The following is a 21,528-nucleotide window of genomic DNA, read 5'->3' on the forward strand; positions in this document are numbered from 1 at the left end:
CCGGCGGCGCGAGGTGTGCAGCAGCACAGCGAGCTGGCGACTTAGCGGATACGCCGGATGGTCGCTCGCCTGCTCAACAGCTGCGCGTGCAGCGAGCCGGCACAGCACTCCGGCCACATTCCACCGCAGGTGGTGAGAGGTGATCGACAACAGGTCAACTGGCACAGACGCCAGCATGGATGGTGCGGTAGACATGGCAACGCCCTCCTGGAACAACCCAAGAACCGCCGCCAACGGCGACGGGATGTCGGGAGGTTCGAAACCGCACAGAGCCGGCGGGCGTATTTCCCTTGCGGGTGTTGTATTAGCCGCCCTCCCGACGCAGGCATTGCGTCGGCTTGTACCTGCTGGATGCAGGCACAAAAAACCCACCGGTTTGACGGAGGTGGGTACCGCTCTGTGAGGAGTTTCGACGCTCCTTGCGATTAGATTGCAAGTGCAAGGTGTGGCGTGTCAATAGCTACATAAGACCTTTGCCTGACTCCGCGCCCGCAGGGCAAGCCCGTCGCAAATGCTTGGCATCGATTGCCCAGCCAGTGACTTGTATCGCAAAACCGAAGATCCACTCTCAAGGAGTTATGCACTGCGACCGATGCAATGGTTTGCTGCTTTCGGTATACCGCGCTCCGCTCCACTTGAAGGAACGACATGTCAATCTTGCGAAGAATTTCTGAGTCAATCGTAGGTACCAAGGAGGCAATCAAGGAGAAAGGCGATATTGGGGAGACGGATCTCTGCAAGTGGCTTGGCGACTCTGGCCTGTCTTACGTTGCGGTCTGCCAGGCAAGGGAAAGCTTCGCCCCACTCTTCACAGGTGAGATCAAGCGACCGGATTTCATGGTCCTGCTCGACTCCATCGGACTGATTGCCGTAGATGCCAAGAACTTCGACTTGAAGGAGTGGGACGGGTCGCCCTGCTTCACGCTAAGCCTGCAGAAAGAGCTGCTGAAAGCGGTCGCGTTCGAACGCATGTTCCGTATCCCGCTCTGGTACGCCTACAGAGGCGAGGACAATGACAACGTCTCCTGGTATTGGATCAGCGCGCTCAAGGCCGTTGAAGTGGGAATCAAGCGCGATGGCCGCCATGGTGATTTCCTGACCATCGGCCTTGAGCACTTTGCACATGTGGTCAACCCCGATGACATGGCCAAGCTCTATACACAGCGACTGCCCGGTGTTTCCAGGATCGCGGCCCTTCCGGTCACGAACTGAACGCGAATCGGCATCTGCAGACGTGACGTCAGCTTCCGATCCTGCGTCCGCGCCTCCGCCGACCATCGTGGTCTTCACGCTCATTGAGGAGGGGTGAATGTTCAAGGATATGATCGCGGCCGGTGGCCCTGGCCTACTCATCCCAATCGTGTTGTTCGCGCTCATCATTTATGCAACGCGCGGTCTCTTCGATCTTCATGGCAGGCGAAGTCAACATCGACGGGAATTCCTTGAGCACTGGGACCCCAAGCGCGCAGATGACGATCTCTGGCTTGAGGTCACCGTTCGCCATCTCTATGGACAACCGCTACCTGCTCATGTCATCCGCACCGCTCTGAGCCACCCACACTGCAGCCAGGCATTGATGGACCTTTCGGAGATCTGGGAGTTCTACCATTACGACTCAGACACCCAAACGGTGCGCTGGGCTCACACGCGACACAAGCGCGCAGTTCGCAGATGGCTGAATCACCGCTGGTCGTTGGTGCGCTATTTCCTGCTTGCATCCATGGCGATGGGCGCAACCTATGTGGCGGCCCACGCTAGCGGACTCTCGCAATGGCTCTACGCAACTGCGGCAGCAATGTGCGGAATTGGTGCGTTCATTAGCTTGTGGCGCTGCGACGCAGAGAAAAAGGCAGCCGATGCCGGCGAGATTTGGATCAAACGCATCAACGACTCTCTCAGGTTGCCCCACGCTACAAATGACCTGACTGCTTGTGAAACCGCCTCCAGTGCCGCGTTAGTAGAAGAAAGCTAAGCTCGGACACATAGACACCTTGACCATCAGGAGCCTTCACCGTGCCATCTACAACACCCTATGATCCAGCTCTAGTGCTCGGCAACCTGGTTGACATGAAACGACACGAAGTGCTCGCGCAGATCGCGGCTATCCAAGCACCAGCTGATTCCGCGGAAGGCATGCTCTACGCGCTCATCGCGACCAAGCGTTCGCTGGATATGACTTCGCAAGAGGCTGCCTCAATGGGTATCGATACAACGGAGCTAGACACCGAGCGAGCGCGCCTCGACGTCTTGGTTTCCGAAGCTAGAGAAACCTATGCAAAAGCCAAGGAGAAGGCGGTCAAGGACACTCAAGCTCTGCGTGCAGGCCTAACAGATCCCAGCAGACCCGTAGAGTCGCCTGTCATACCTCAATCATCAACTGCGCCGGATAGATCCTAGTAGACGCGAGCTTCGACGGTCGCAGCAAGCTCTACTCACTGAATTTTTCAGCAAGACATTAAAGACCAGGTGCTTTTGCCTATGAGAAGCAGCTGATCAACGCGACCCCGCATAACCGCATCATTGCTAATCCTTGAATTCAAGCTATTGCCAAAAGCGCATTCTCACATGACCTAAGCAATTGAGACATTACACAAAATTTTATCCAGCAGGTAACAGCACTTTAAGCGACCTACTTACGAAGCGGCGACTAGTTTTGGTCGGGTGATAGAAAGGCTTCTGCGAGATCGCTCATGTCATGTGTACCACTCCTGCCGGCCTAGGACCGCGTGGTGGCGAAGAAGTATCCCAAAGCGACGATCCCGCCCCAAAAGGCCAATGCGATCCCACACAATTGCCATGTTTGTTGAGGGAACTTGCCACCGTTTCCAACGGATTACTAAGCCGCGGGTAATCAACCCAAGCACCATTAACAGCGCGAGAAGTAACCCTACCGCCCATAGCACCAGAACACCCAGGCAGCCGTCACTGTGGCAGTTGGTAGCGAATAAAGAACCCCAACCCGTAGGCGCGGCCACAAGCACAAGCCCCAAAACCAACACTGCCTTGACAACGCGCCCCATAGTCCAGCCTCGTAACTCGCAATTAGCCATGGAAGCAGCGCAACCACGACGTCTTCTTCCTGATACTCAAAGCAAGGACCGGCTGCTTCGCCGGCGTCAAGCTGACTTATCGGCTAAGCACCTTGACCCAGCCATTTCCTCACCAACCGGCTCCCTTTCCCAGCCAAATCAACGGCGATCAACCCATCTGCATCGGCGCCCGACTTTGCTCAAGTGCGGGTTCCTGCTGTGCTGCCAACGCACGTTCTTGTTGGGTGTTAGAGATTTGCTCGACCTTTGCGAATGACTGCTCGACAGGTGTTTTTGCTGCTTCTTCGGCCTTTATCGATGCTCTGAGGTGAGCAGGGTTTTCCAACTCGCCTTGCACTACAAATAGGCGCTGGCCTGCTCCATCACCGGGAGTGTTTCCGAGAACCACGTGGTCTACACGGCTCAGTCCGCCCTCCTTCGCGGTTGCCAGCAAACTAACGGAAATCTTCTCGCTAGTGGCATCGTAGGCCCTGCCATGTTGCTGATCGATGCCTGCAACCTGTTCCCGAATCGTGTTGAGCATCTCACGATCCTTGTCTGGCAACTGCGCATCACTGATCATGCGCTGCAGGAGTGTCCGCTCCGGCATCGGGTTGTATTGCTCAGTGTTCAATTCGCTGTCGGGAACAGGGGCTTTGATACTACGGATGTACTCAACGTTGCTGAGCGGTTTCAGGCCACCCTCGAAGTCCTTATCCTGTATGAACTTCAGGTCGGTACGATGCAGACCGGCGTAATTGACAGCGCCCCATGTGTAATCGATGCAACTGTTCATTGCGCCGTGATACTGCGTATTGAAGCCGTGCTCGCCGGGCTTTGCACCAAACTCCACCAATTTTTCGTACTGATCCTTGCTGATCTCCATCGTGCGTTGATAGAAAGGCTTTTGGTATTGATCGGCATCATCGTTGTAGACCTTCCCAGGCCCTGACATCACACCGTGCTCGATAGGTGCAAACCCGAAGCTGGTTTGTTCCTTCCCGTGCGTGACTGTGTAGTACATGTGCCCTGCTGCCGATGTTCCACCGTCAAGAAGCGGTGTCCCCGGTGCGGCAACGTAGAGAGTGACAGCGTATTTATCGTCCATGAGGTGTTCCTACTTTGATTTGTGCCGGTAAGCGACCAGCAACTCAGATTCGATCGATGTCAACTGCGGCGGCTGGCCAAGCAGCCTGATGCTCAGCTGATACCTGCCAGGCTGAATTCCTTGCGCCCATGCGAAGGCAAGCTGCGTGTAGCGATGCCCTGGAGATTCCAGACCCGCAGATTGAAGGGACGAGCCATCCACCTCGTCCAGCCACACGCCTGGAACACGCCCGTCTGTACTCACAGCGATGGTCCGAGCGGGAGCGCCTGCCTGCGATTCAACGCGCACCAATGGGATGTTGACTGCACCGCTTGGTTCAAGCCGTTTCAGAACAAGCTCAGCGTGCAGGCCGGATCTGCGGAGCGCTTGGGCAGCTTCAAGTGACTTCAGAGCATCCTCGTCACCGACGCGGATACCCAGGAAGAGTGTGTCAGTCGCATTCTTGCCAGGAGGCCGCACGTTGAGTTCGACCACCATCGGACTGGACATCCCTGCCAACTGCAGCGGTCGTACGATGGGAACCTGCCCATCAGCCACAACGCGCGTTGCCACGTCCTGCGTCTGGGTTGTCTGTGCCTGGCAACCTGTCAGCAGCGAGATGCCTGAGCAGACCAGAACACACAGCAGAAGCTGCCCGTATCGTTGCATGTGTATCCCTTCACGTTAAGCGAGACTGCCAAGCCGCGCGTCTATGGCCCTGCTTATTTATACACCGCTAACAGCGGTCAGGTTTAGTTCCTACACGGCGCTAACGGGGTCAGGTTCACTTCCTACCCAAATTTCAGGCTACAGCTTCAGCTTTCGAGAGGGCTTCCTCGCTATCAGCACCAACGCCTGGCTGCGAGTCTTGTGCCATGGCCAGACTTCCACGCATCGACCTTCCCGGCATCCCGCAGCACATCGTGCAGCGGGGGAACAACCGGTTGCCCTGCTTTCTGGATGATGGCGATCGATTGCGCTATCTGCACCTGATGCATGAGGCCTTGTATGCCACAGGCTGCCAGTTGCACGCTTACGTATTGATGGACAACCATGTGCACTTGCTAGTCACGCCACCTGCGGCGAGACGAATCGGGCAACTTATGCAGCGGCTTGGACGAAACTACGTAGCATTGTTCAATGGCCGCCACGGGCGCACTGGTACGCTATGGGAAGGGCGGTACAAAGCGTGTCTTGTGGACAGTGCGGACTACGTCCTTCGCTGCTATCGCTACATTGAGCTCAATCCCGTGCGTGCTCGCCTGACAGACAACCCGGCAGCGTATCGTTGGTCCAGCTGCCCAGCCAATCTAGGCCAGCGCAAGCACTCCTCACTGACACCACATCCCTGTTGGCTTGCGCTTGGCAGCGACCCGATCGAGCGATCCAACGCCTACCGTGCTCTGCTCGATGAAGCCCTCTCCGACGAACTGCTTACCAGCATTCGTCTTCATCTACAGCAGCAGCGAGCCCTGGGCCACGACGCCTTCCGCGCAATGGTCGAAACCAAGACCCACCGGTTTGTCGGAGGTGGGTGCCGCTACGTGAGGAGTTTCGACGCTCCTTGTCGCGAGGTCGCTAGCAAATGCACCGATTGTCAACAGTCCAAACAGTGAATCCGCTCAAAAAATTATCTCAAACCTTGAGACGGTGAGCTTGCTCAATTGGTACATCACAAGGAGAAATATCTATGAGTACTGAGATGAAGCCCCGCAACTACATGCTTGAAGGCCTACTGGAACTAGGACGCAATTGGGCCCTAGCCGTAGCGATCGCCAGTGCGGGCATTGCGTTCTTCCGAACGGAAACGATTGATGGCCCGGTCGGCTGGGAAAAGAATGTATTTATTGCATGCATCATCACATCTATAGCATTTATGTTCATTGCAGTTCTTCGCTTCGACGAAGGCTTATCTCAACGACTGAAAAGTCGAACCTCGCGCATTCTCGGATTAGTTCTTTATGCAGCCTTGACAGCAACAGGCTTTGGTCTGGTGCTTTTAGTTAGCAAAGTTGCAGACAACAATGCAATTGTGAAGATATGCGATAGTCCGGTCGCTACGCCCGAGACACGGGTTTACAAGGCAGATGAGTGCGTTCGACTCCGCTCTCAGAGGAAGGTATTTTGGGACAAGCTCGAAGGCCACCCGGACAAGAGAAACGGAGACAATTGACCAACGAGAAACGAGTCAGGTTCATTTATAGCCAGAAGTGAACCTGATTGCATTACTAACAGTTTCTGGTGCAGCCCGGCTTGCGCTTGCGGCAGGAGCAATTTCGGCCACCGCGTCGGATCGCTAAGCGATTAGGTAGTCGATGTAGCCAAGCTCAAAGGAAAGAAGCGCTCTCTGGCCGTCATTTCTGTAACGGACGCAACGCCTACGAAATTTCTTACCACATGAACAAGTGCGCCTCTTATTCCCCCTCCTAATAATCTTCACTTGGCGGCTGTAACTGCATCAGTAACCATTTCTTTAACATGCAAATGTTTAAAAAACTGAGGAGGCTGGAAAGACTCATCAACACTTCTGAGCTGCTTTAGGCTGACAGGATTCTCGAGTCGCCTCGTATCCTGCAATTCTATTGCTACGCCAGTTGCTCGGCACGAGAAATACTCAAAGAACTCAGCCTTAGATACACCCACTTGATTCTTAAAACGTTTCCACAAATATTGGGGGGACGCCTCATGTATTTTTTTTACCGTTGCATGCCCAACAACCGAACCTTCAGGCATCTTGGCGTACATCCATATCACCGTGCCAGGCGACACCCTCGGCGCCCTACGCCGAAGCTCCACCTTTTTTTCGCCGGACAAAATGTTCTGCGCATGACGCGGCTCAAGTGATATCAGAATGTTTGCGCTCATGCCGTAGCTCCAACCGAGAGTATTTTTCTTATCTGATTCTCAGACAACGATAATGCGGTTATCAACTGCCCATCCTTTATTCCGATATTTCTAAGCACACCTATTGAGACCGGGTTCTTTAGCCACAATACGTTATCAAAAAGGCAAGCCGCTTTATTTTTTGCCTTACCAATCTCAGATAGTGTATCAAGCGTCAGAACGGACTTCGACAATGACTCTAACGCACTCTGGTCGCGCCGGATGAGAAACGCGTCAACCACTCTAGCCACCGCGACGATTGACTTCTCTCCTTTGGCGCCGGATTCGTAGAAAAATAGAAGCGCCCCCTTTTGGTACTTTTTCAGAGATCTAGGGTCGCCCAAGTAGACTCGCTGCCGGGAGAGCTCAGCTTGCATCTTGGGGCCAAAGGTCAGCTGACGACTGGCTCCCAATAGGCGCTCTAGATACTTTGCTTTAATCGGAACTACAAGTCCGGGACGATCCTCAACAGCAAAAATCAACGGAGAAAGCAAGTTCTCGAGATCTCGAAAGCTAAGAAACCTCCTCTCACCATCGGCACCATCTATTGGTTGGGGCTCCGCATACCTTCGCCAATCTGGCATCGATATCGGAAGAGAGAGCTGCTGCTCGGCTTTTATCTGATCGCGTAGTAGGCCCCATTGTGCAGGCCCGACTACCATCTTCGTTGCGAGCTTTCTTAGCACCCCGGCATGATTTACTCGAAATCCGTAGCCGTAAGCCACCTCTTTTGCTGCAATCTGCCCGGAAGGCATTTCCAAAGACAGCGATGAGAAGCCAACTTCACAACACTCGCTAATCACAGAAGTCAGCAATGCATCCGCCATTGGAAGAACAAACCCAAGGGTTTCATCGGCGGATATTCTAATTGATACATTTCTACTATCTTTGGCAGAGCGTGACCAGCAGCAAACGCCTACTACACTTTCCTTCACCTTCGCCACGACCCGCTTCGCCAGTCGTTCACCAGCGGCTAATGGAATCCACTTACCGGTTATGTCGTGAGCTTCAACACCCTGAGATAGCAGAAATTTTCTTACGGCATCTGCATCTACATCTCCATAACGTATTACCTCAAATCCGCCAGACTCTCCAACGTCAAACTGAATTTTATGTTCGTCCGTCCAAAGTGGACGTATAAAGTCTTCAATGGTAAGAACACTTATTCCGTAGTTTCTGGCAAGCTTTTCCGATGCTCCAACAATTCTTTCGTCGCGCGTTACGAAACCAGCAGCCCCATGTGAAATAGCAGTCACAACATGACGCGCATCAGAAATATCATTCCGTTTGAAGCCATCCGGGTATTTTTTTTCAGGAAATATTAAGAGCGCAACCTCTTCAATGAGTTTTTCGACAGCCTCACTATCGACCAAAGCAGCCCTTGGAACAGACTCAATTACACCGCGCATTGGATCAGGATGGCCAGAGATAGCAGTTCTATCAAGCTCCCTGCCTGCTTCATCGCTGATTGCGAGTTGATACTCTCCCAGATGTGCCAACCGAATAAGCGATACAGCGGCCTCATGATTTGCTCGCTGATGCGCTATATCAAAGAGTACGTTCAGATCTACCAGATAGACCGGCAGGGCCTGTGAGCCCGCCGTTGTCAAACCCAAATTATCTGCGCCGCGCTTAGTTAAACCACTTGGTGGAAATAGCTGGGGTGTATCGAGCTCAAAAACCCGTATCAGAATCTTTCGACCAGTAGTCTCTCCGCCAGCCACTCTTCTTCCAACAACAAAGCCCGCATCAGCCCAGAACTTATTTGCATCAACGAGATCTTCCGCCACCCGAGCTCTTATCGAAAGAAATTCATGGGTGCCCAATAGTTGCTTTAGTGCGCTAATCAGTTGCCCGGCTACACCTCGCCTGCGGCTCAGAGGATCGGCATACATTTGCAACACAGTCGCATGAGGGAACTTCAAATCAAATAGCAAATGCCCCAGGTAGCTCTGCGACGCAGGATCCACCGCTACAAAAAGCTGATTGCGGCGTGCGTGTCTAGCAAAAACTGACGCCGGCAAAAAACCAAGTGATTTTTTGTTTGAATCGGACGCTGCTCGAACCAAGTCGACATACGGAGCCACTTCCTCCCAGTTTTGGAGAATGCTTACGGCTTTCGCCTTGTCCTTACTATTAAGTGAATTCATTCCATTCCCCAGCAAGCATCAAATTTTGGTCTAAAATTCTCTCGACTAGTCTACCGCTGGCGCGCACGGCAGATTAGATATCTGCGAAACACTAAGGTACCGAGCAGCCGCAATCTCATCGCTTATCGAGAGGGTGGATTTAGGGCACAGAGCATAGTCGAGCTTCCTGGGCAGCTGACGCAGCATTGAGAAAGATTCAAGACTGCTCGTCGCCAACCGCGCATGCCATTAGACGTTGCCACAAGAATTGGCGACTTAAATTTCCCCAAAATGTGGCACAGACCTTTTTTCTTAAAATTATCTTTGACTGAACTATCTAATACTCTCTAGCAGGCGAGGGGCTGCCGAGTGATGCGATGAGTTGGCGCTCCATCTAAGCGCGGAATACCCGCCGATAAGACGATGACCAATCCATCTCTCATCTACCAACGGCTTATCTCCAGGCAAATTCATGAGCAATAGACGACCTAAAAAATGATGCCATTCTGCGGGCCCCATTAAGCCCAAAGAATAACCATGAATACTTCGGCCACTATCAAACAAAATTAAACTAGCCGCCATTCTTGAGCCGAGAAAATTTCTTGCCCGCTCCCTAATTAGAGAGACCGGAGGTTTTCCAACAAAATCGATCATTCCAAGATGCTTTTTTCGCCCACGTCCATCAAGAACAACGGAATTCATTGCTAACTCCCACTCATCCTGTAGCTGAGAGATAGCTTCTAATACCCACCCAGATGTTACGGCAGCAGCAGTCTCGGTAAAAACCACTCGCTCATCGAGCAAATGGCACGGACGATAAAAATACCGAGAAAAACTAAGCAACACCTCTCTGCCATAAATAGCTTCTATTTCTCGCACCAGACTGACCGGGTGAGATGTCGCGTCGAAGCTGAAAATTTCATCTACCACTTTGTGCCACCCAGGACTTTATGCATATCCATGGCAAAAGAATCCGTCATGCCAGAAATATAGTCAACAATAAGATGTGCGCGACACCAACCCTCTACATCATCACAGCACGCTTGGGTAGCCTGTACATACGTCGCCACATGCCTGCCCGCGATAAAATCAATCAATCGTTTTTCTACGTCGTAGCCAGACATTCTTGCACCAGGCTCCAAAAGCTTCACAAACGTTTCCCGCGGCAGATCTAGCAGAGTACCAAAGCGATCAAGAAGACCCGTTATTGCTGCATAGCCAGATAGCTCTAGTGATTGGATTGAAGGGTCTCTATAAACTTTATTTCTAACTACTTTTTTAATTGCGCCCAAAATGCGCCCATCCAAGCTATCTTCTTGAATGATCTCCTTAAGGGTACCCGCAAGAATCTCATTATGTTTATCCACATAGGCAGAAGACGCCGCTGTGACAAACCTTCGCACAAGGGAACTTCTAAACGCTACCGTCTCATCAACTTTACCGGCGCCCTTTGCCATTCCCCTAACGCCCTCGATAACACCCTTAACCTCGCTGTCCGCTCGAACCTCTTCGATTAACGCCTCAATGAAATCATCATGAGTCAATATTCTTTTTTCCACACCATCTTCAATATCACTCAAGCAATAACATATATCATCCGCGGCCTCCATTAGGTAGGCCAACGGATGCCTCTGCTCTGGCCCTAGAGAAAACTTAGCCCTAATTTTTTCGAGCGCATCCGTTTCGGAAAAAAAAGCACCAAATTTCTTGTAGTGATTTTTTTCCAATGGAGTTGACGGATACTTGAGTGTCGCCGCAAGTTGCGACAAGGTCAGGTTCATACCGCTCAAGCCGTCAGAACCATTGAGCTTGGTTATTATACGAAAGCCCTGGGGATTCCCATCAAAGCCAGTGAAGTCCAAGTAATTAGGACTATCGGAGCGGCCGGAAAACCATTTTGCGACGGCTGCTTCACCGAAATGCCCGAACGGAGGATTGCCTATATCGTGGAGCAGACACGCAACCTCGACTGTCACCACAAAAGCATGTTTCAGATCTGTTTGTTCGAGTCCCCAGCGAGCAATTTCTCTAGAATCAGAGACCTTTTGGATTACGCTGGTTGCTAGAAACCTGCCTACGTGCGCGACTTCTAAAGAGTGCGTAAGACGGGTACGAACAGCCGCATTGTCCTCCAATGGGAAGACTTGGGTTTTTCGTTGCAATCGCCTGAATGAAGCGGAGTACAGAACGCGTGCGCGATCACTCTCGACTTCTTGCGCGATGCTTTCCTGGCCTCTTGTGCTCTTACGTATGCGCTCGACGGTTAACAATTCCTTGTACATTACCCCTCCCAGTACATCTGATTTGGAATGAAGATTGACTAAAAAAGAAGGCGACCTCAGGCCGCCTTCTTGATTTACGAGCTAACCATCAAACCCCGACAGGATTCGCCTTCTCAGGATCAATCTTGTACTGCTTGATCGCCCGGGCCACATCCTTGCCGGTCATCTTGCCGTCCTTCGCCAGCGCGGCAATCGCCGCATGCGCGATGTAGTACCGGTCGACCTCGAAGAAGCGGCGCAGATTCGCACGCGTGTCCGAGCGGCCGAAGCCGTCGGTGCCGAGCACGGTGTAGGTGGTCGGCACGAACGCGCGGATCTGGTCGGCGAACAGGCGCACGTAGTCGGTGGCGGCGATGGCCGGGCCCTGGCGGCCCTCCAGCAGGCGAGTGACGTACGGCTTGCGCTGCTCGGCCTCCGGGTGCATGCGGTTCCAGCGCTCGGCGTCGAAGCCGTCCTTGCGCAGCTCGTTGAAGCTGGGGCAGGACCAAATATCGGCGGTGACGCCGAAGTCTTTGTCCAGCAGCTCGGCGGCGGCGATGGCCTCGCGCAGGATGGTGCCCGAGCCCAGCAGCTGCACGCGCAGCTCGCCCTTCTTGGGCTTGCCGGCGTCCTGCAGCAGGTACATGCCCTTGATGATGCCCTCGGCCGCGCCGTCCGGCATGCCGGGGTGGGCGTAGTTCTCGTTCATCAGGGTGATGTAGTAGTACTCGTCGATCTGGTCTTCCATCATCGCCTTCATGCCGTGCTGCATGATGACGGTGACCTCGAAGCCGAAGGTCGGGTCGTAGCTGCGCACGTTGGGGATGCCGCCGGCGGCGAGGTGGCTGTGGCCGTCCTCGTGCTGCAGGCCCTCGCCGTTGAGCGTGGTGCGGCCGGCGGTGCCGCCGAGCAGGAAGCCGCGGGTGCGCATGTCCGCCGCCTGCCAGGCGATGTCGCCCACGCGCTGGAAGCCGAACATCGAGTAGTAGATGTAGAACGGCAGCATCGGCACGTCGGAGACCGAGTAGCTGGTGCCGGCGGCCATCCACGAGGCAATCGCGCCCGGCTCGCTGATGCCCTGCTGCAGCACCTGGCCGGTCTGGTCCTCGCGGTAGAACATCAGCTGGTCGGCGTCGACCGGCTTGTACTTCTGGCCGAACGGGGCATAGATGCCGATCTGGCGGAACAGGCCTTCCATGCCGAAGGTGCGGGCCTCGTCGGCCACGATCGGCACGATGCGCGGGCCCAGTTCCTTGTCGCGCAGGGCGATGTTGAGGCTCTGCACGAACGACATGGTGGTGGAGTACTTGCGCTCGCCGCTGTCCTTGAGCAGGCGGTCGAACTTGTCCAGCGTGGGCGCGACGAACGACTGGCTGGCCTTGGGGCGGCGCGACGGCAGGTAGCCGCCGAGCGCGGCGCGGCGCTCCTTGAGGTACTGCACTTCCGGCGAGTCCTCGCCGGGGTGGTAGAACGGCACCTGGCCGTCTTCCAGCTGCTTGTCGGTGACCGGGATGTTGAAGCGGTCGCGGAAGTGGCGCACCGCGTCGTCGTCCAGCTTCTTGGTCTGGTGGGTGGGGTTGAGCGCCTCGCCCGCCGAGCCCATGCCGTAGCCCTTGACGGTCTTGGCCAGGATGACGGTGGGCATGCCCTTGGTGTTCACGGCCTGGTGGTAGGCGGCGTAGACCTTGTGCGGGTCGTGGCCGCCGCGGTTCAGGCGCCAGATGTCGTCGTCGGACAGGCCGGCCACCATGGCGGCGGTCTCCGGGTACTTGCCGAAGAAGTTCTCGCGGGTGTACGCGCCGCCGAAGGCCTTGCAGTTCTGGTACTCGCCGTCGACGGTCTCCATCATCAGCTTCTTGAGGATGCCGTCGCTGTCCTTGGCCAGCAGGGCATCCCAGTAGCCGCCCCACAGCAGCTTGATGACGTTCCAGCCGCCGCCGCGGAACACGCCTTCCAGTTCCTGGATGATCTTGCCGTTGCCGCGCACCGGGCCGTCCAGGCGCTGCAGGTTGCAGTTGACCACGAAGATCAGGTTGTCCAGGCCCTCGCGGCCGGCCAGCGCGATCGCGCCCAGGGTCTCCGGCTCGTCGCTCTCGCCGTCGCCGATGAAGCACCACACCTTGCGGTCGGACTTCTCGATCAGGCCGCGGTTCTCCAGGTAGCGCAGGAACTGCGCCTGGTAGATCGCCGCGAGCGGGCCCAGGCCCATCGACACGGTGGGGGTCTGCCAGTAGTCGGGCATCAGCCACGGGTGCGGGTAGCTGCTCAGGCCGCCGCCGTCCACTTCCATGCGGAACTTGTCCAGCTGCTGCTCGTCGATGCGGCCTTCCAGGAACGAGCGCGCGTACACGCCCGGGGCGCTGTGGCCCTGGATGTAGAGCAGGTCGCCGGGGTGCTTGTCGGACGGAGCGCGCCAGAAGTGGTTGAAGCCCACGTCGTACAGGGTGGCGCTGGAGGCGAACGAGGCGATGTGGCCGCCCAGGTCGCCTGGCTTGCGGTTGGCGCGCACCACGGTGGCCATGGCGTTCCAGCGGATGATCGAGCGGATCTTCCACTCGATGGCCGAGTCGCCGGGGCTCTTGGCCTCGTTGGCGGGGGAGATGGTGTTGACGTACTCGGTGGTGGGCGAGAACGGCAGGTAGGCGCCGGCGCGGCGGGTCTGCTCGACCATGCCCTCGAGCAGCTGGTGGGCGCGCTCGGGGCCTTCGACATCGATGACCGCCTTGAGCGATTCGAGCCACTCCTGCGTCTCAAGCGGGTTCGGATCGTTGTGCAGCACTTCGTTCAACCAGTTCATTAGCGCTCCCGGGGGGACACACCCCGCGGGTGTGTCGACATCGTGAATTCGTGAACCCCCAAGTGTACCGCACGCACCTGTTGCCATTCCTCGCTACGGGTGCGTATGGAATGGGACGGTGTCGTGCGTGGGTGTGCTGGTGGCGGGTGCCGCGGCTGCGGGCGCGGCCGGCGTACGACCAAAGGATAAGGGCCAGCCCGAGGTGCATGCCCCGTAGGAGCGCACCTGGGCGCGAGGGGGTTTATCGGTAATGCCCGTCGCGCCCGGGTGCGCTCCTACGGTGGGGGGGGGGTGGTCAGAACGCTTGTAGCGCTTCGGTCAGCTGGCCGTTGTTGTTGACCGCGCCCATGGTGTAGCCCTGCCAGCCGGGGTAGGCGTTGGGCTCCCAGTAGAAAATGCCGAGCACGCGCGATCCGATGGCGCTGCTGCGGCTGAGCAGGTTGGTGAGCATGGCGCGGGTGGTGGCGGCCTGCTGCCAGTCCATGCCGACCTCGGCCACGATCACGTCGCTGCCGTAGCGGGAGATCATGTCGCGCATGTTGGTGTCCAGGCGGTTGTTGTAGTCCTGCCAGCTGCCGACCGGCGGGTAATGCGACATGCCGATGACGTCCCACTTGCCGCCGGCCGAGCGCAGGTTGTCGAAGAACCAGCGGAAGTTGGCGTTGTCGTAGCCGTTGGCCAGGTGCACGATGACCTTGGCGTTGGGGTACACCGCCTTGGTGGCGTTGTAGCCGCTGTTGATGAACTGGCCCAGGGTGGCGAAGTTGGGCGTCTTGCCCTCGTTCCACAGCATGCCGCTGTTGATCTCGTTGCCCACCTGCACCCAGCTGACGGTGATGCCGTTGTCCTTGAGGTAGCTGAGGATGCCCTGGGTGTGGCTGTAGACATCGGTATTGAGCTGGGCGACGGAGTGGCCCGCCCAGGCGGCCGGCTTGGTCTGCTTGCCGGGGTCGGCCCAGCTGTCGCTGTAGTGGAAGTCGATCATGATGCGCATGCCCTGCGCGGCCGCGCGCTTGGCCTTGTCCAGGGTGTCGCGGCCATCGTTCCAGCCGCCGGACGGGTTGACCCACACGCGCAGGCGCACTGCGTTGCCGCCCACATCCTTGAACAGCTTGATGAAGTCGGTGGTATTGCCGGCCGCATTGCGAAACACCTGCGGCGGGTTGGCCGCGGCCTGCTGGTTGAGCCAGCTGACATCGGCGCCCTTGGCGATGCCCTGCGCGCCGGCGCCGGCGCTGAGGCCGCCCAGCAGCACCAGCAGCACACAGTGGTACCCCTTGCGAAGAACGTGCATGAACCCTCTCCCTTGATGGTTGGATGTCGCGCCACGTGGCGCCCTGCCTGATCCCCCCGAATTCGCCGCATGCCTGTGGCGATGCGGCGCTGCCCGCAGCGGCCAGACACGCTGCGAAACGGTGGCGATTGCAGCACGGCGGCGCAATGCGGCCGCGCTCGCTATAGCTGCTGCGCCATTGCGGCATATCTCGCGGCGGCAAACACCTTGCGCCAGCGAACTGGCGATATTTTCGCCAGCGCATTGTTGTGCGGGTGCAACAGAAAACCGGCGCGCTAGTGCGCGGCGTGTGCGACTGGCGATCGGTCGCTGCGGCGATTGGTGTGGTGGACTGTTAGCGACAGCGCATGTATCCGGGCTCGATGCGATGACGCGCTGCCGACTTCCTGGCACCGGGACGCGTTGCTGGAAGCGCACACCCTCGCCGTACGTACGCCGCTCACCGCGCGCTGTGGCTGTGCTGTGCTGTGCTGTGGCTGTGGCTGTGGCTGCGGCTGGCAGCTGACAGCTGACAGCTGATTCTGGAACGACACCCCTGGCTCGATCACCGTCACCGGCGCTCCCGCGGCAAGCTGCGATTCCAGCTCGACAGCAGCAGCCCGACGGGTGAAGACCGCCCGGCTTCCAGCTGCCCTGCCCGCTCGGCGCACTCGACAAGCTCGCGTCCATGGATGGGCAGCGACCGAACGAAAAAACGCCGGGCAAGCCGGCGTTTTTCTTACAAGCCACTCGATGGCGGCAGTTCGCGGATCGAAGCGTCGCCGCGTCGGGCCTGCGGGTCGGGCGCAGTCACCGCATCAAGCGCGACTACCAGCGCGTAGCGAGCGGCCGTCAGATGGTGCGGACGGCGCACCCGGCACTGCAGTGAAGATTGGTCCATGCCGATTCCGGACAACGGCTGCGCCCACCTGGCGGCTGCGCAGCCGTTTTGTCGACCGCTCCGCGCTCATGCATGCACGAGCGCGCTCAGCCCAGCGCGCGTGCGCCCTGCTGTTGTTGCTGGGTCTGGGTTTGCTGCTGTTCCAGCGCCACCGACTGGCGTGCGGCGTTGTCGGCCACGCGCTGGCTGCTTTGCTCCAGCGGGGTACTCATGGCGGCCACCGTCTCCACGCTGACGCGCAGCTGCGCGGGGTCGTCCACGCGGCCCTGCACGGCGAAGGTGCGTGCGGCATCGGGGCTCATCATCACCGCGTCGATGCGCTGGCCGCCGACGGCGTGCATTTCCGAGGCGAGCGAGCCGGACAACTGGGCGCTTTGCTGGTCGGGCGTGCGCCCTGCGCGTGCGTCCTGTGCGTGCACGCCACGCTGCGCGTCCTGGAACAAGGTGTTGCCCGCATGCCCCGGCTGGTCGATGCGCAGCGAGGTGTGGTCGTTGCCGTGTTCGCGTGCGTCGCGCTTGGCGGGCTCGCCTGGAGCGAGCGGGCCGCGGATGGCGTCGATGGCGTCCTGGCCGAGGCCGCGACCGCTGCGGCTGATGACGGTGATGCCGGCGCGGATCTGATCCAGATCGGTGCGGTACTCGTTGATCATGCGCTTGTTGGTTTCCGCAAGCGTACGCGCACTCGGATCGCTGAGGACGGAACCTTCCTTCAAGAAGTTGTCGAGTTTGTGCGCGCCTAACGAGGTTCCTGCAGCGAGCACCGGAGAATCCGGAATCAGAAAGTTCGCTCTGCTGTTGCTGTAACCGGCGTGACCGAGCGTACTGATCTCGTCCGGTTTTGCGTAGATGCGCACCTGGCCGAAATGCGGCGACGCTGCACTCACCGGGTCGGACGCCATCACATGGTTCACCATGGTGTTACCGCCCTCCGGAATCCGGTAGGACAGGCTGGCTGCACCATACGAATTGAAGGTTTCGCCCTTGAGGTCGTAGTGGTGTGCGGAAATCTGTGCGAGCGCACCACCGAGCGAATGGCCCGTCATCGTCACTTCCGGCTGGTGCCCGGTCCGGTTGCCGTAGTCCTTTGCGTAGTCGAGTGCATGCTTGGTCAGCGCCAGCGCATCGTCGGCTTGCGGGTTGTGGCGGCTGCGCACCATCGATGCATCGGTCAGGATGTCGTCGATCTTGCCCTCGGTGCCGCGGTGCGCGACAACGATTTCGCCAGTGCTTTCACGGCGGTAGATCGTGCCCTGATAGCCGGTGGCCTTGTTGTCGACATGCTCCAGGATGGCGTACTTCTCGTTTCCGACCGGAACCAATTCCTCATGACCCGGCGCGCGCCGCCCAACCGCGTGATTCTTGTACGTGTCCTCGGACAAGTTGGCGTAGTGCTGCGATGGGACGGTCATGGCGCAACTTCCTTGGCAGCCAATGTGATGGTGAAGAGATTGTCGCGGATCTCGGGCTTGAACTTGTCCGGGCTCAGCTCACCTGTGTCCGGAAAGCTCTCGGACTCCGAGCGCGGATAGCCTTTCTTCCAGTAGTGCTTTGTCTGCGGCTGCTGCGCAGTCACCGTCTTGCCTTCGATAAACGACAGGAAGCGGGTTTCTTCCTCGGCACCGGTGGCTTTCAACAGCACGCTGGCGCCGCTGAATTCCCAGTGGCAGACGCCGCGGCCGTAGTAGTCCTCGTCCTGCATCAGGTCCAGATAGACGGTGCCGCGGTATTCGGTGTCGGAGATCTTCTTGAGTGCGAAGTCTTCCTGGCTGGTGATGCGCCCGGCGGTGCCGGTTTCGGGCTGGATCTTGCCGCATTCGGCTTCGTTGCTGACGTCGTACTGCGCCGCGCCCTGCACCAGGCCGAACGCACCGGGCGCCTCGTCCAGCGTCAGCGTGAGCTCGTAGGCCTTGCGCGGGTTGGGATTGAGCTTGGCAAGGCCGCGGCCACCGGCCTCGACGTCGGCTTCTGCGGCGGCCTCGGTTGCGGGGGATTGGGTCTGGGTCATGCTGGTCTCCGGGGCGTTACAGGCCGTAAGCAAAAGGGCCAGCAGGCTCGGGGTCAGAATCTGGCGCAAGGCCGGCCTCCATGGCGATAGGGGGGAGTCAATCTAGTTTGCTTGACCCGCTGGGGTCAATTTACGGCAGCTGAGGATGAGGCGGCCGTGAGCCGGTTGCCGGCGGCCGCAAAACTGCCATGATCGGGGCCATCCGCCACCACGGAAGCGCGCCATCGCCACAGGTCCCACATCGCCAGCCGACAGCGTGGCCGTCACTGCGCGGGTGCACTGGCGGCACAGCCTGCGCATGCGCGTGTTGCTGGCCGCCACCGCGGTGCTGGTGGTGTTGCTGACGTTGCTGGGCACGGTGTTCTACCTGGGCGCACGCGCCGAGCTGGTGGAGGCGGCGCGCACCGAGGTGGATGGCCTGACCGAGCAGACCGCGCGCAGCCTGGCGGCGATGCTCGACTCGGTGCAGGTGAGCGGCCGCACGCTGGCGGCCAGCAGCAGTGCGGTGGGGCTGCAGCCGTTCAATCTGCGCGCCCTGCTGCTGGCCACGCTCAGCGGCGACCCGGATATCGGTGCGGCGCGCTTGATCATCGAGCCGCGCACGCAGAAGGCGCGCGACACCGGGTTTGTCTGGTACGTGCATCGCGACGGCGCGCGCGTGCTGGAAAAATCGGTGCAGGACCTGGGCTACGACTACCGCGCGATGCCGTGGTATCTGCGCACCCAGCGCGACGGGCGCGCGTGGTGGTCCGAGCCGTATCTCACCACCGATGGCGGCAGCGCGCTATACACCAGCTACAACCTGCCGCTGCGCCGCCCGGGCGATGCGGTGGATGCCGCGCCGGTGGGCATGGTCAGCGTGGACCTGCCGCTGCAGCACCTGCGCGACATCATCGACCAGTTGCCGCGCGACATCGGCATCCGGCCGATGCTGCTGTCGCCCGAAGGCATGCTGGTGTTCGGCCCCGACCCGGCGTTGAACCTGCGTTACACGCTGGAGCGTTACGTGGCGCAGTCGCGGCCCGACCTGCTGCCGCTGCAGCGCGCGGTGGCGGCGGGCCAGCCGATCTCGTTTGCGCACACCGCGCCGGATGGCGAGCGCTTTCTGACCCATAGCGCGGCAGTGGGGCGCAGTGGCTGGACCTTTGTGCTGTCCGCCTCGGAAGGCTATGTGCTGGCGGGCCTGAACTGGCTGGCCGCGTGGGTGGCGCTGGCGGCGTTGCTGGGTGCGGTGGTGTGGTGGTGGCTGATGGGGCGGATCACCCGCAAGCTGACGCGCCCGATCGAGGAATTGACCGATACCGCCGAGCACTTTCGCCGTGGCGAATTCGAGTACCCGCTGCCGCACATCGAACGCCGCGACGAGGTGGGCGTGATGGCGCGTGCGTTCGACAGCGCGCGCGATGCGATCCGCGACCACATCGTGCAGATCGGCGAGATGACCGCCGCCCGCGAGCGCATGCACAGCGAGCTGCAGATTGCGCGCGAGATCCAGCAGGCGATGCTGCCTTCCGGGCGTACCTTCGACCGCGCCGGTTCGCATCTGGAAACCTGCGCCTGGCTGGAGCCGGCCAAGGCGGTGGGCGGGGACTTCTACCACTTCGTCGAGACCGAGCCGGGGCTGCTGTGGTTCGTGGTGGGCGATGTGTCCGACAAGGGCGTGCCGGCCGCCTTGTTCATGGCACGCGCGGTGAGCGTGCTGGAAATCGCCGCGCGCCGGCATACGCGCCCGGACAGCATCCTGATCGCCGCCTCCACGCGGCTGGCCGAAAACAACGACACCTGCATGTTCGCCACGGTGCTGTGCGGGGTGATCAATGTGGTGAACGGCGACTACTGGCTGGCCAGTGCCGGCCACGAGCCGCCGGTGTTGATCGACATCGACGGCAGCGCGCGGCCGTTGCCGCTGGATACCGGCGCGCCACTGGGGATCGAGCCGCAGGTCGCCTACCCGGTGCTGCAGGGCCGCATGTGCGCCGGGCAGACGCTGCTCGGCTATACCGACGGGGTGACCGAGGCGATGGACGAGCAGGGCGCCAGCTATGGGCTGGAGCGCCTGCTCGGTGCGTTGCGGCCACGCCGCAGCGCGGCGGCGCAGTGCAAGGCGGTGATCGCCAGTATTGCCCACTTCACCGGCCAGGCCGACCCGTACGACGACATCACCCTGCTGGCGATCCGGCTGCGCCAGGAGCATGCTGGACCGGTCGCAGACGCTGGCCGGGATGCCCCCGGAAAGGCAACGACCTGATGAAGCTCGACCTGGCCATCGCGCCCTCGCTGGCCCAGCTGGCCGGCGCCAACGACGCGCTGGAACACTCGCTCACGCTGGAAGGCCTGCACGCCGAGCGCATCGGCCAGGTGCGGCTGATCGTGGAAGAGCTTGGCTGCAATGCGCTCACCCATGGCCAGTGCGCCGAGCAGCCGCTGCGCCTGCAACTGCAGCTGGACCCGCAGGCGCTGGTGCTGGAGATGCATGACCCCGGCAGCGCGTTCGACCCCAGCACCGCCGCGATGCCGGACCTGAGTGCCGAGCTCGACGAGCGCGCGATCGGCGGGCTGGGGCTGTTCCTGGTGCATCAGTTCGCCGATCACATCGACTACCGCCGCGATGGTGCATACAACGTGGTGCGCGTCACCCTGCTGCACCCATACGCCCCCCTCCCCGAGGCACTGTCATGACCACGCTCGCCATCCAGATCGACCCGCCGCAGGACACCCGCCAACGCGTCATCCTGACCGGGCGCCTGGACACCCACACCTCTCAGGATCTGGATACGGCGCTGTCGCCGCTGCTGGGCACCCTGATCACCACGCTGGTGCTGGACCTGACCGCGCTGGAATACATCTCCAGCGCCGGTATCCGCTGCATCTTCAAGGCGCGCAAGGCACTGGCCACGCGCCAGGGCAAGGTGCTGGTGACCAACCCGCAGCCGCAGATCCGCAAGGTCTTCGACATGGTCAAGGCAGTGCCGCTGAGCGATGTCTTCGCCTCCACCGAAGAGCTGGATGTCTACCTGGCGGCGATGCAGCGCAAGGTCATCGAACAGCATGCGCAGGGCGATACGCCGATCGTGCCGCATTTCGCCGAGGCCTGAGAACGGCCAACGCCGCGCAGCGAAGCGCCGCCGGCTGGATGCAGACGGCACGCGCACGGCAGCAGTGC

General features: G+C 59.2%; 18 protein-coding genes and 1 other RNA gene. 8 read left to right on the forward strand and 11 right to left on the reverse strand.

The window, feature by feature from the left end:
- Nucleotides 1-648 precede the first annotated feature (648 nt).
- From FHT09_RS10620 to FHT09_RS10630, 3 genes are all read left to right on the forward strand, one after another.
- Nucleotides 649-1,212 (forward strand): hypothetical protein, encoded by a 564-nt coding sequence (locus FHT09_RS10620; RefSeq protein WP_047128025.1) that lies wholly within the window; start codon nt 649-651, stop codon nt 1,210-1,212.
- A gap of 97 nt (nt 1,213-1,309) precedes the next feature.
- On the forward strand, nt 1,310-1,972 hold the full coding sequence (locus tag FHT09_RS10625; protein ID WP_104606225.1) for a hypothetical protein: 663 nt from the start codon (nt 1,310-1,312) through the stop codon (nt 1,970-1,972).
- A 95-nt stretch (nt 1,973-2,067) separates the two neighbouring features.
- Nucleotides 2,068-2,397, forward strand: coding sequence for a hypothetical protein (locus FHT09_RS10630; protein ID WP_146096499.1), 330 nt, complete (start codon nt 2,068-2,070; stop codon nt 2,395-2,397).
- Nucleotides 2,398-3,198: 801 nt separating this feature from the next.
- Here FHT09_RS10630 and FHT09_RS10635 read toward each other — a convergent pair.
- Nucleotides 3,199-4,137 carry an XVIPCD domain-containing protein gene (locus tag FHT09_RS10635; protein ID WP_104606226.1) on the reverse strand — a complete coding sequence of 313 codons (939 nt, stop codon included), beginning with the start codon at nt 4,135-4,137 and terminating at the stop codon, nt 3,199-3,201.
- Between the two features lie 9 nt (nt 4,138-4,146).
- Nucleotides 4,147-4,614, reverse strand: a complete 468-nt coding sequence (locus FHT09_RS10640) for a hypothetical protein (protein ID WP_258077217.1) — start codon at nt 4,612-4,614, stop codon at nt 4,147-4,149.
- A 377-nt stretch (nt 4,615-4,991) separates the two neighbouring features.
- Between FHT09_RS10640 and FHT09_RS10645 the strand changes: the two genes are divergently transcribed.
- Complete coding sequence (locus FHT09_RS10645; protein ID WP_258077218.1) at nt 4,992-5,732, forward strand: transposase; 741 nt, start codon at nt 4,992-4,994, stop codon at nt 5,730-5,732.
- Between the two features lie 74 nt (nt 5,733-5,806).
- Nucleotides 5,807-6,289, forward strand: a complete 483-nt coding sequence (locus FHT09_RS10650) for a hypothetical protein (protein ID WP_146096500.1) — start codon at nt 5,807-5,809, stop codon at nt 6,287-6,289.
- 263 nt (nt 6,290-6,552) lie between these two features.
- Here the strand turns inward: FHT09_RS10650 and FHT09_RS10655 are convergent, their stop codons facing one another.
- From FHT09_RS10655 to FHT09_RS10695, 9 genes are all read right to left on the reverse strand, one after another.
- Nucleotides 6,553-6,981, reverse strand: a complete 429-nt coding sequence (locus FHT09_RS10655; protein WP_146096501.1) for an ASCH domain-containing protein — start codon at nt 6,979-6,981, stop codon at nt 6,553-6,555.
- Nucleotides 6,978-9,149, reverse strand: coding sequence for a GNAT family N-acetyltransferase (locus tag FHT09_RS10660; RefSeq protein WP_146096502.1), 2,172 nt, complete (start codon nt 9,147-9,149; stop codon nt 6,978-6,980). The genes FHT09_RS10655 and FHT09_RS10660 overlap by 4 nt, the downstream gene beginning before the upstream one ends.
- Before the next feature lie 312 nt (nt 9,150-9,461).
- Nucleotides 9,462-10,058: a hypothetical protein gene (locus FHT09_RS10665; protein WP_146096503.1), complete on the reverse strand. Its 597-nt coding sequence runs from the start codon at nt 10,056-10,058 to the stop codon at nt 9,462-9,464.
- The gene (gene dgt / locus FHT09_RS10670) at nt 10,052-11,410 is read right to left on the reverse strand and encodes a dGTP triphosphohydrolase (protein WP_104606228.1); all 1,359 of its coding nucleotides are present in this window, start codon (nt 11,408-11,410) and stop codon (nt 10,052-10,054) included. Before dgt ends, FHT09_RS10665 begins: the two co-directional genes overlap by 7 nt.
- An 88-nt stretch (nt 11,411-11,498) precedes the next feature.
- The gene (gene aceE / locus FHT09_RS10675) at nt 11,499-14,186 is read right to left on the reverse strand and encodes a pyruvate dehydrogenase (acetyl-transferring), homodimeric type (protein ID WP_104606229.1); all 2,688 of its coding nucleotides are present in this window, start codon (nt 14,184-14,186) and stop codon (nt 11,499-11,501) included.
- A gap of 295 nt (nt 14,187-14,481) precedes the next feature.
- On the reverse strand, nt 14,482-15,480 hold the full coding sequence (locus FHT09_RS10680; RefSeq protein ID WP_047126143.1) for an arabinogalactan endo-1,4-beta-galactosidase: 999 nt from the start codon (nt 15,478-15,480) through the stop codon (nt 14,482-14,484).
- Nucleotides 15,481-16,285: 805 nt separating this feature from the next.
- Nucleotides 16,286-16,360, reverse strand: a non-coding RNA gene (locus tag FHT09_RS10685) — sX9 sRNA.
- Nucleotides 16,361-16,446: 86 nt separating this feature from the next.
- Entirely contained in the window at nt 16,447-17,769 is a 1,323-nt protein-coding gene (locus FHT09_RS10690) for an XVIPCD domain-containing protein (RefSeq protein WP_104606230.1), read from the reverse strand.
- A complete protein-coding gene (locus FHT09_RS10695; RefSeq protein ID WP_181141319.1) occupies nt 17,766-18,365 on the reverse strand; it encodes a hypothetical protein in 600 nt (199 codons plus the stop codon). Before FHT09_RS10695 ends, FHT09_RS10690 begins: the two co-directional genes overlap by 4 nt.
- 298 nt (nt 18,366-18,663) lie before the next feature.
- Between FHT09_RS10695 and FHT09_RS10700 the strand changes: the two genes are divergently transcribed.
- Genes FHT09_RS10700 through FHT09_RS10710 form a run of 3 tightly spaced genes read left to right on the forward strand, consistent with a single transcriptional unit; the run spans nt 18,664 to nt 21,460 of the window.
- Nucleotides 18,664-20,613 carry a SpoIIE family protein phosphatase gene (locus FHT09_RS10700; RefSeq protein ID WP_221230709.1) on the forward strand — a complete coding sequence of 650 codons (1,950 nt, stop codon included), beginning with the start codon at nt 18,664-18,666 and terminating at the stop codon, nt 20,611-20,613.
- Entirely contained in the window at nt 20,613-21,044 is a 432-nt protein-coding gene (locus tag FHT09_RS10705) for an ATP-binding protein (protein WP_104606232.1), read from the forward strand. Before FHT09_RS10700 ends, FHT09_RS10705 begins: the two co-directional genes overlap by 1 nt.
- Nucleotides 21,041-21,460, forward strand: a complete 420-nt coding sequence (locus FHT09_RS10710; RefSeq protein WP_104606233.1) for an STAS domain-containing protein — start codon at nt 21,041-21,043, stop codon at nt 21,458-21,460. Before FHT09_RS10705 ends, FHT09_RS10710 begins: the two co-directional genes overlap by 4 nt.
- Nucleotides 21,461-21,528 lie beyond the last annotated feature (68 nt).

The organism is Xanthomonas sp. CFBP 8152, from assembly GCF_014199025.1.
In the GTDB taxonomy this organism is placed as follows: Bacteria; Pseudomonadota; Gammaproteobacteria; order Xanthomonadales; family Xanthomonadaceae; genus Xanthomonas; species Xanthomonas arboricola_B.

Excerpts from the sequence above, each read along its gene's own strand:
- FHT09_RS10620 (WP_047128025.1), top strand. The coding sequence starts at position 649 with ATGTCAATCTTGCGAAGAATTTCTGAGTCAATCGTAGGTACCAAGGAG.
- FHT09_RS10625 (WP_104606225.1), top strand. The coding sequence starts at position 1,310 with ATGTTCAAGGATATGATCGCGGCCGGTGGCCCTGGCCTACTCATCCCA.
- FHT09_RS10630 (WP_146096499.1), top strand. The coding sequence starts at position 2,068 with ATGAAACGACACGAAGTGCTCGCGCAGATCGCGGCTATCCAAGCACCA.
- FHT09_RS10635 (WP_104606226.1), bottom strand. The coding sequence starts at position 4,137 with ATGGACGATAAATACGCTGTCACTCTCTACGTTGCCGCACCGGGGACA.
- FHT09_RS10640 (WP_258077217.1), bottom strand. The coding sequence starts at position 4,614 with ATGGTGGTCGAACTCAACGTGCGGCCTCCTGGCAAGAATGCGACTGAC.
- FHT09_RS10645 (WP_258077218.1), top strand. The coding sequence starts at position 4,992 with ATGGCCAGACTTCCACGCATCGACCTTCCCGGCATCCCGCAGCACATC.
- FHT09_RS10650 (WP_146096500.1), top strand. The coding sequence starts at position 5,807 with ATGAGTACTGAGATGAAGCCCCGCAACTACATGCTTGAAGGCCTACTG.
- FHT09_RS10655 (WP_146096501.1), bottom strand. The coding sequence starts at position 6,981 with ATGAGCGCAAACATTCTGATATCACTTGAGCCGCGTCATGCGCAGAAC.
- FHT09_RS10660 (WP_146096502.1), bottom strand. The coding sequence starts at position 9,149 with ATGAATTCACTTAATAGTAAGGACAAGGCGAAAGCCGTAAGCATTCTC.
- dgt (WP_104606228.1), bottom strand. The coding sequence starts at position 11,410 with ATGTACAAGGAATTGTTAACCGTCGAGCGCATACGTAAGAGCACAAGA.
- aceE (WP_104606229.1), bottom strand. The coding sequence starts at position 14,186 with ATGAACTGGTTGAACGAAGTGCTGCACAACGATCCGAACCCGCTTGAG.
- FHT09_RS10680 (WP_047126143.1), bottom strand. The coding sequence starts at position 15,480 with ATGCACGTTCTTCGCAAGGGGTACCACTGTGTGCTGCTGGTGCTGCTG.
- FHT09_RS10690 (WP_104606230.1), bottom strand. The coding sequence starts at position 17,769 with ATGACCGTCCCATCGCAGCACTACGCCAACTTGTCCGAGGACACGTAC.
- FHT09_RS10695 (WP_181141319.1), bottom strand. The coding sequence starts at position 18,365 with ATGACCCAGACCCAATCCCCCGCAACCGAGGCCGCCGCAGAAGCCGAC.
- FHT09_RS10700 (WP_221230709.1), top strand. The coding sequence starts at position 18,664 with ATGCGCGTGTTGCTGGCCGCCACCGCGGTGCTGGTGGTGTTGCTGACG.
- FHT09_RS10705 (WP_104606232.1), top strand. The coding sequence starts at position 20,613 with ATGAAGCTCGACCTGGCCATCGCGCCCTCGCTGGCCCAGCTGGCCGGC.
- FHT09_RS10710 (WP_104606233.1), top strand. The coding sequence starts at position 21,041 with ATGACCACGCTCGCCATCCAGATCGACCCGCCGCAGGACACCCGCCAA.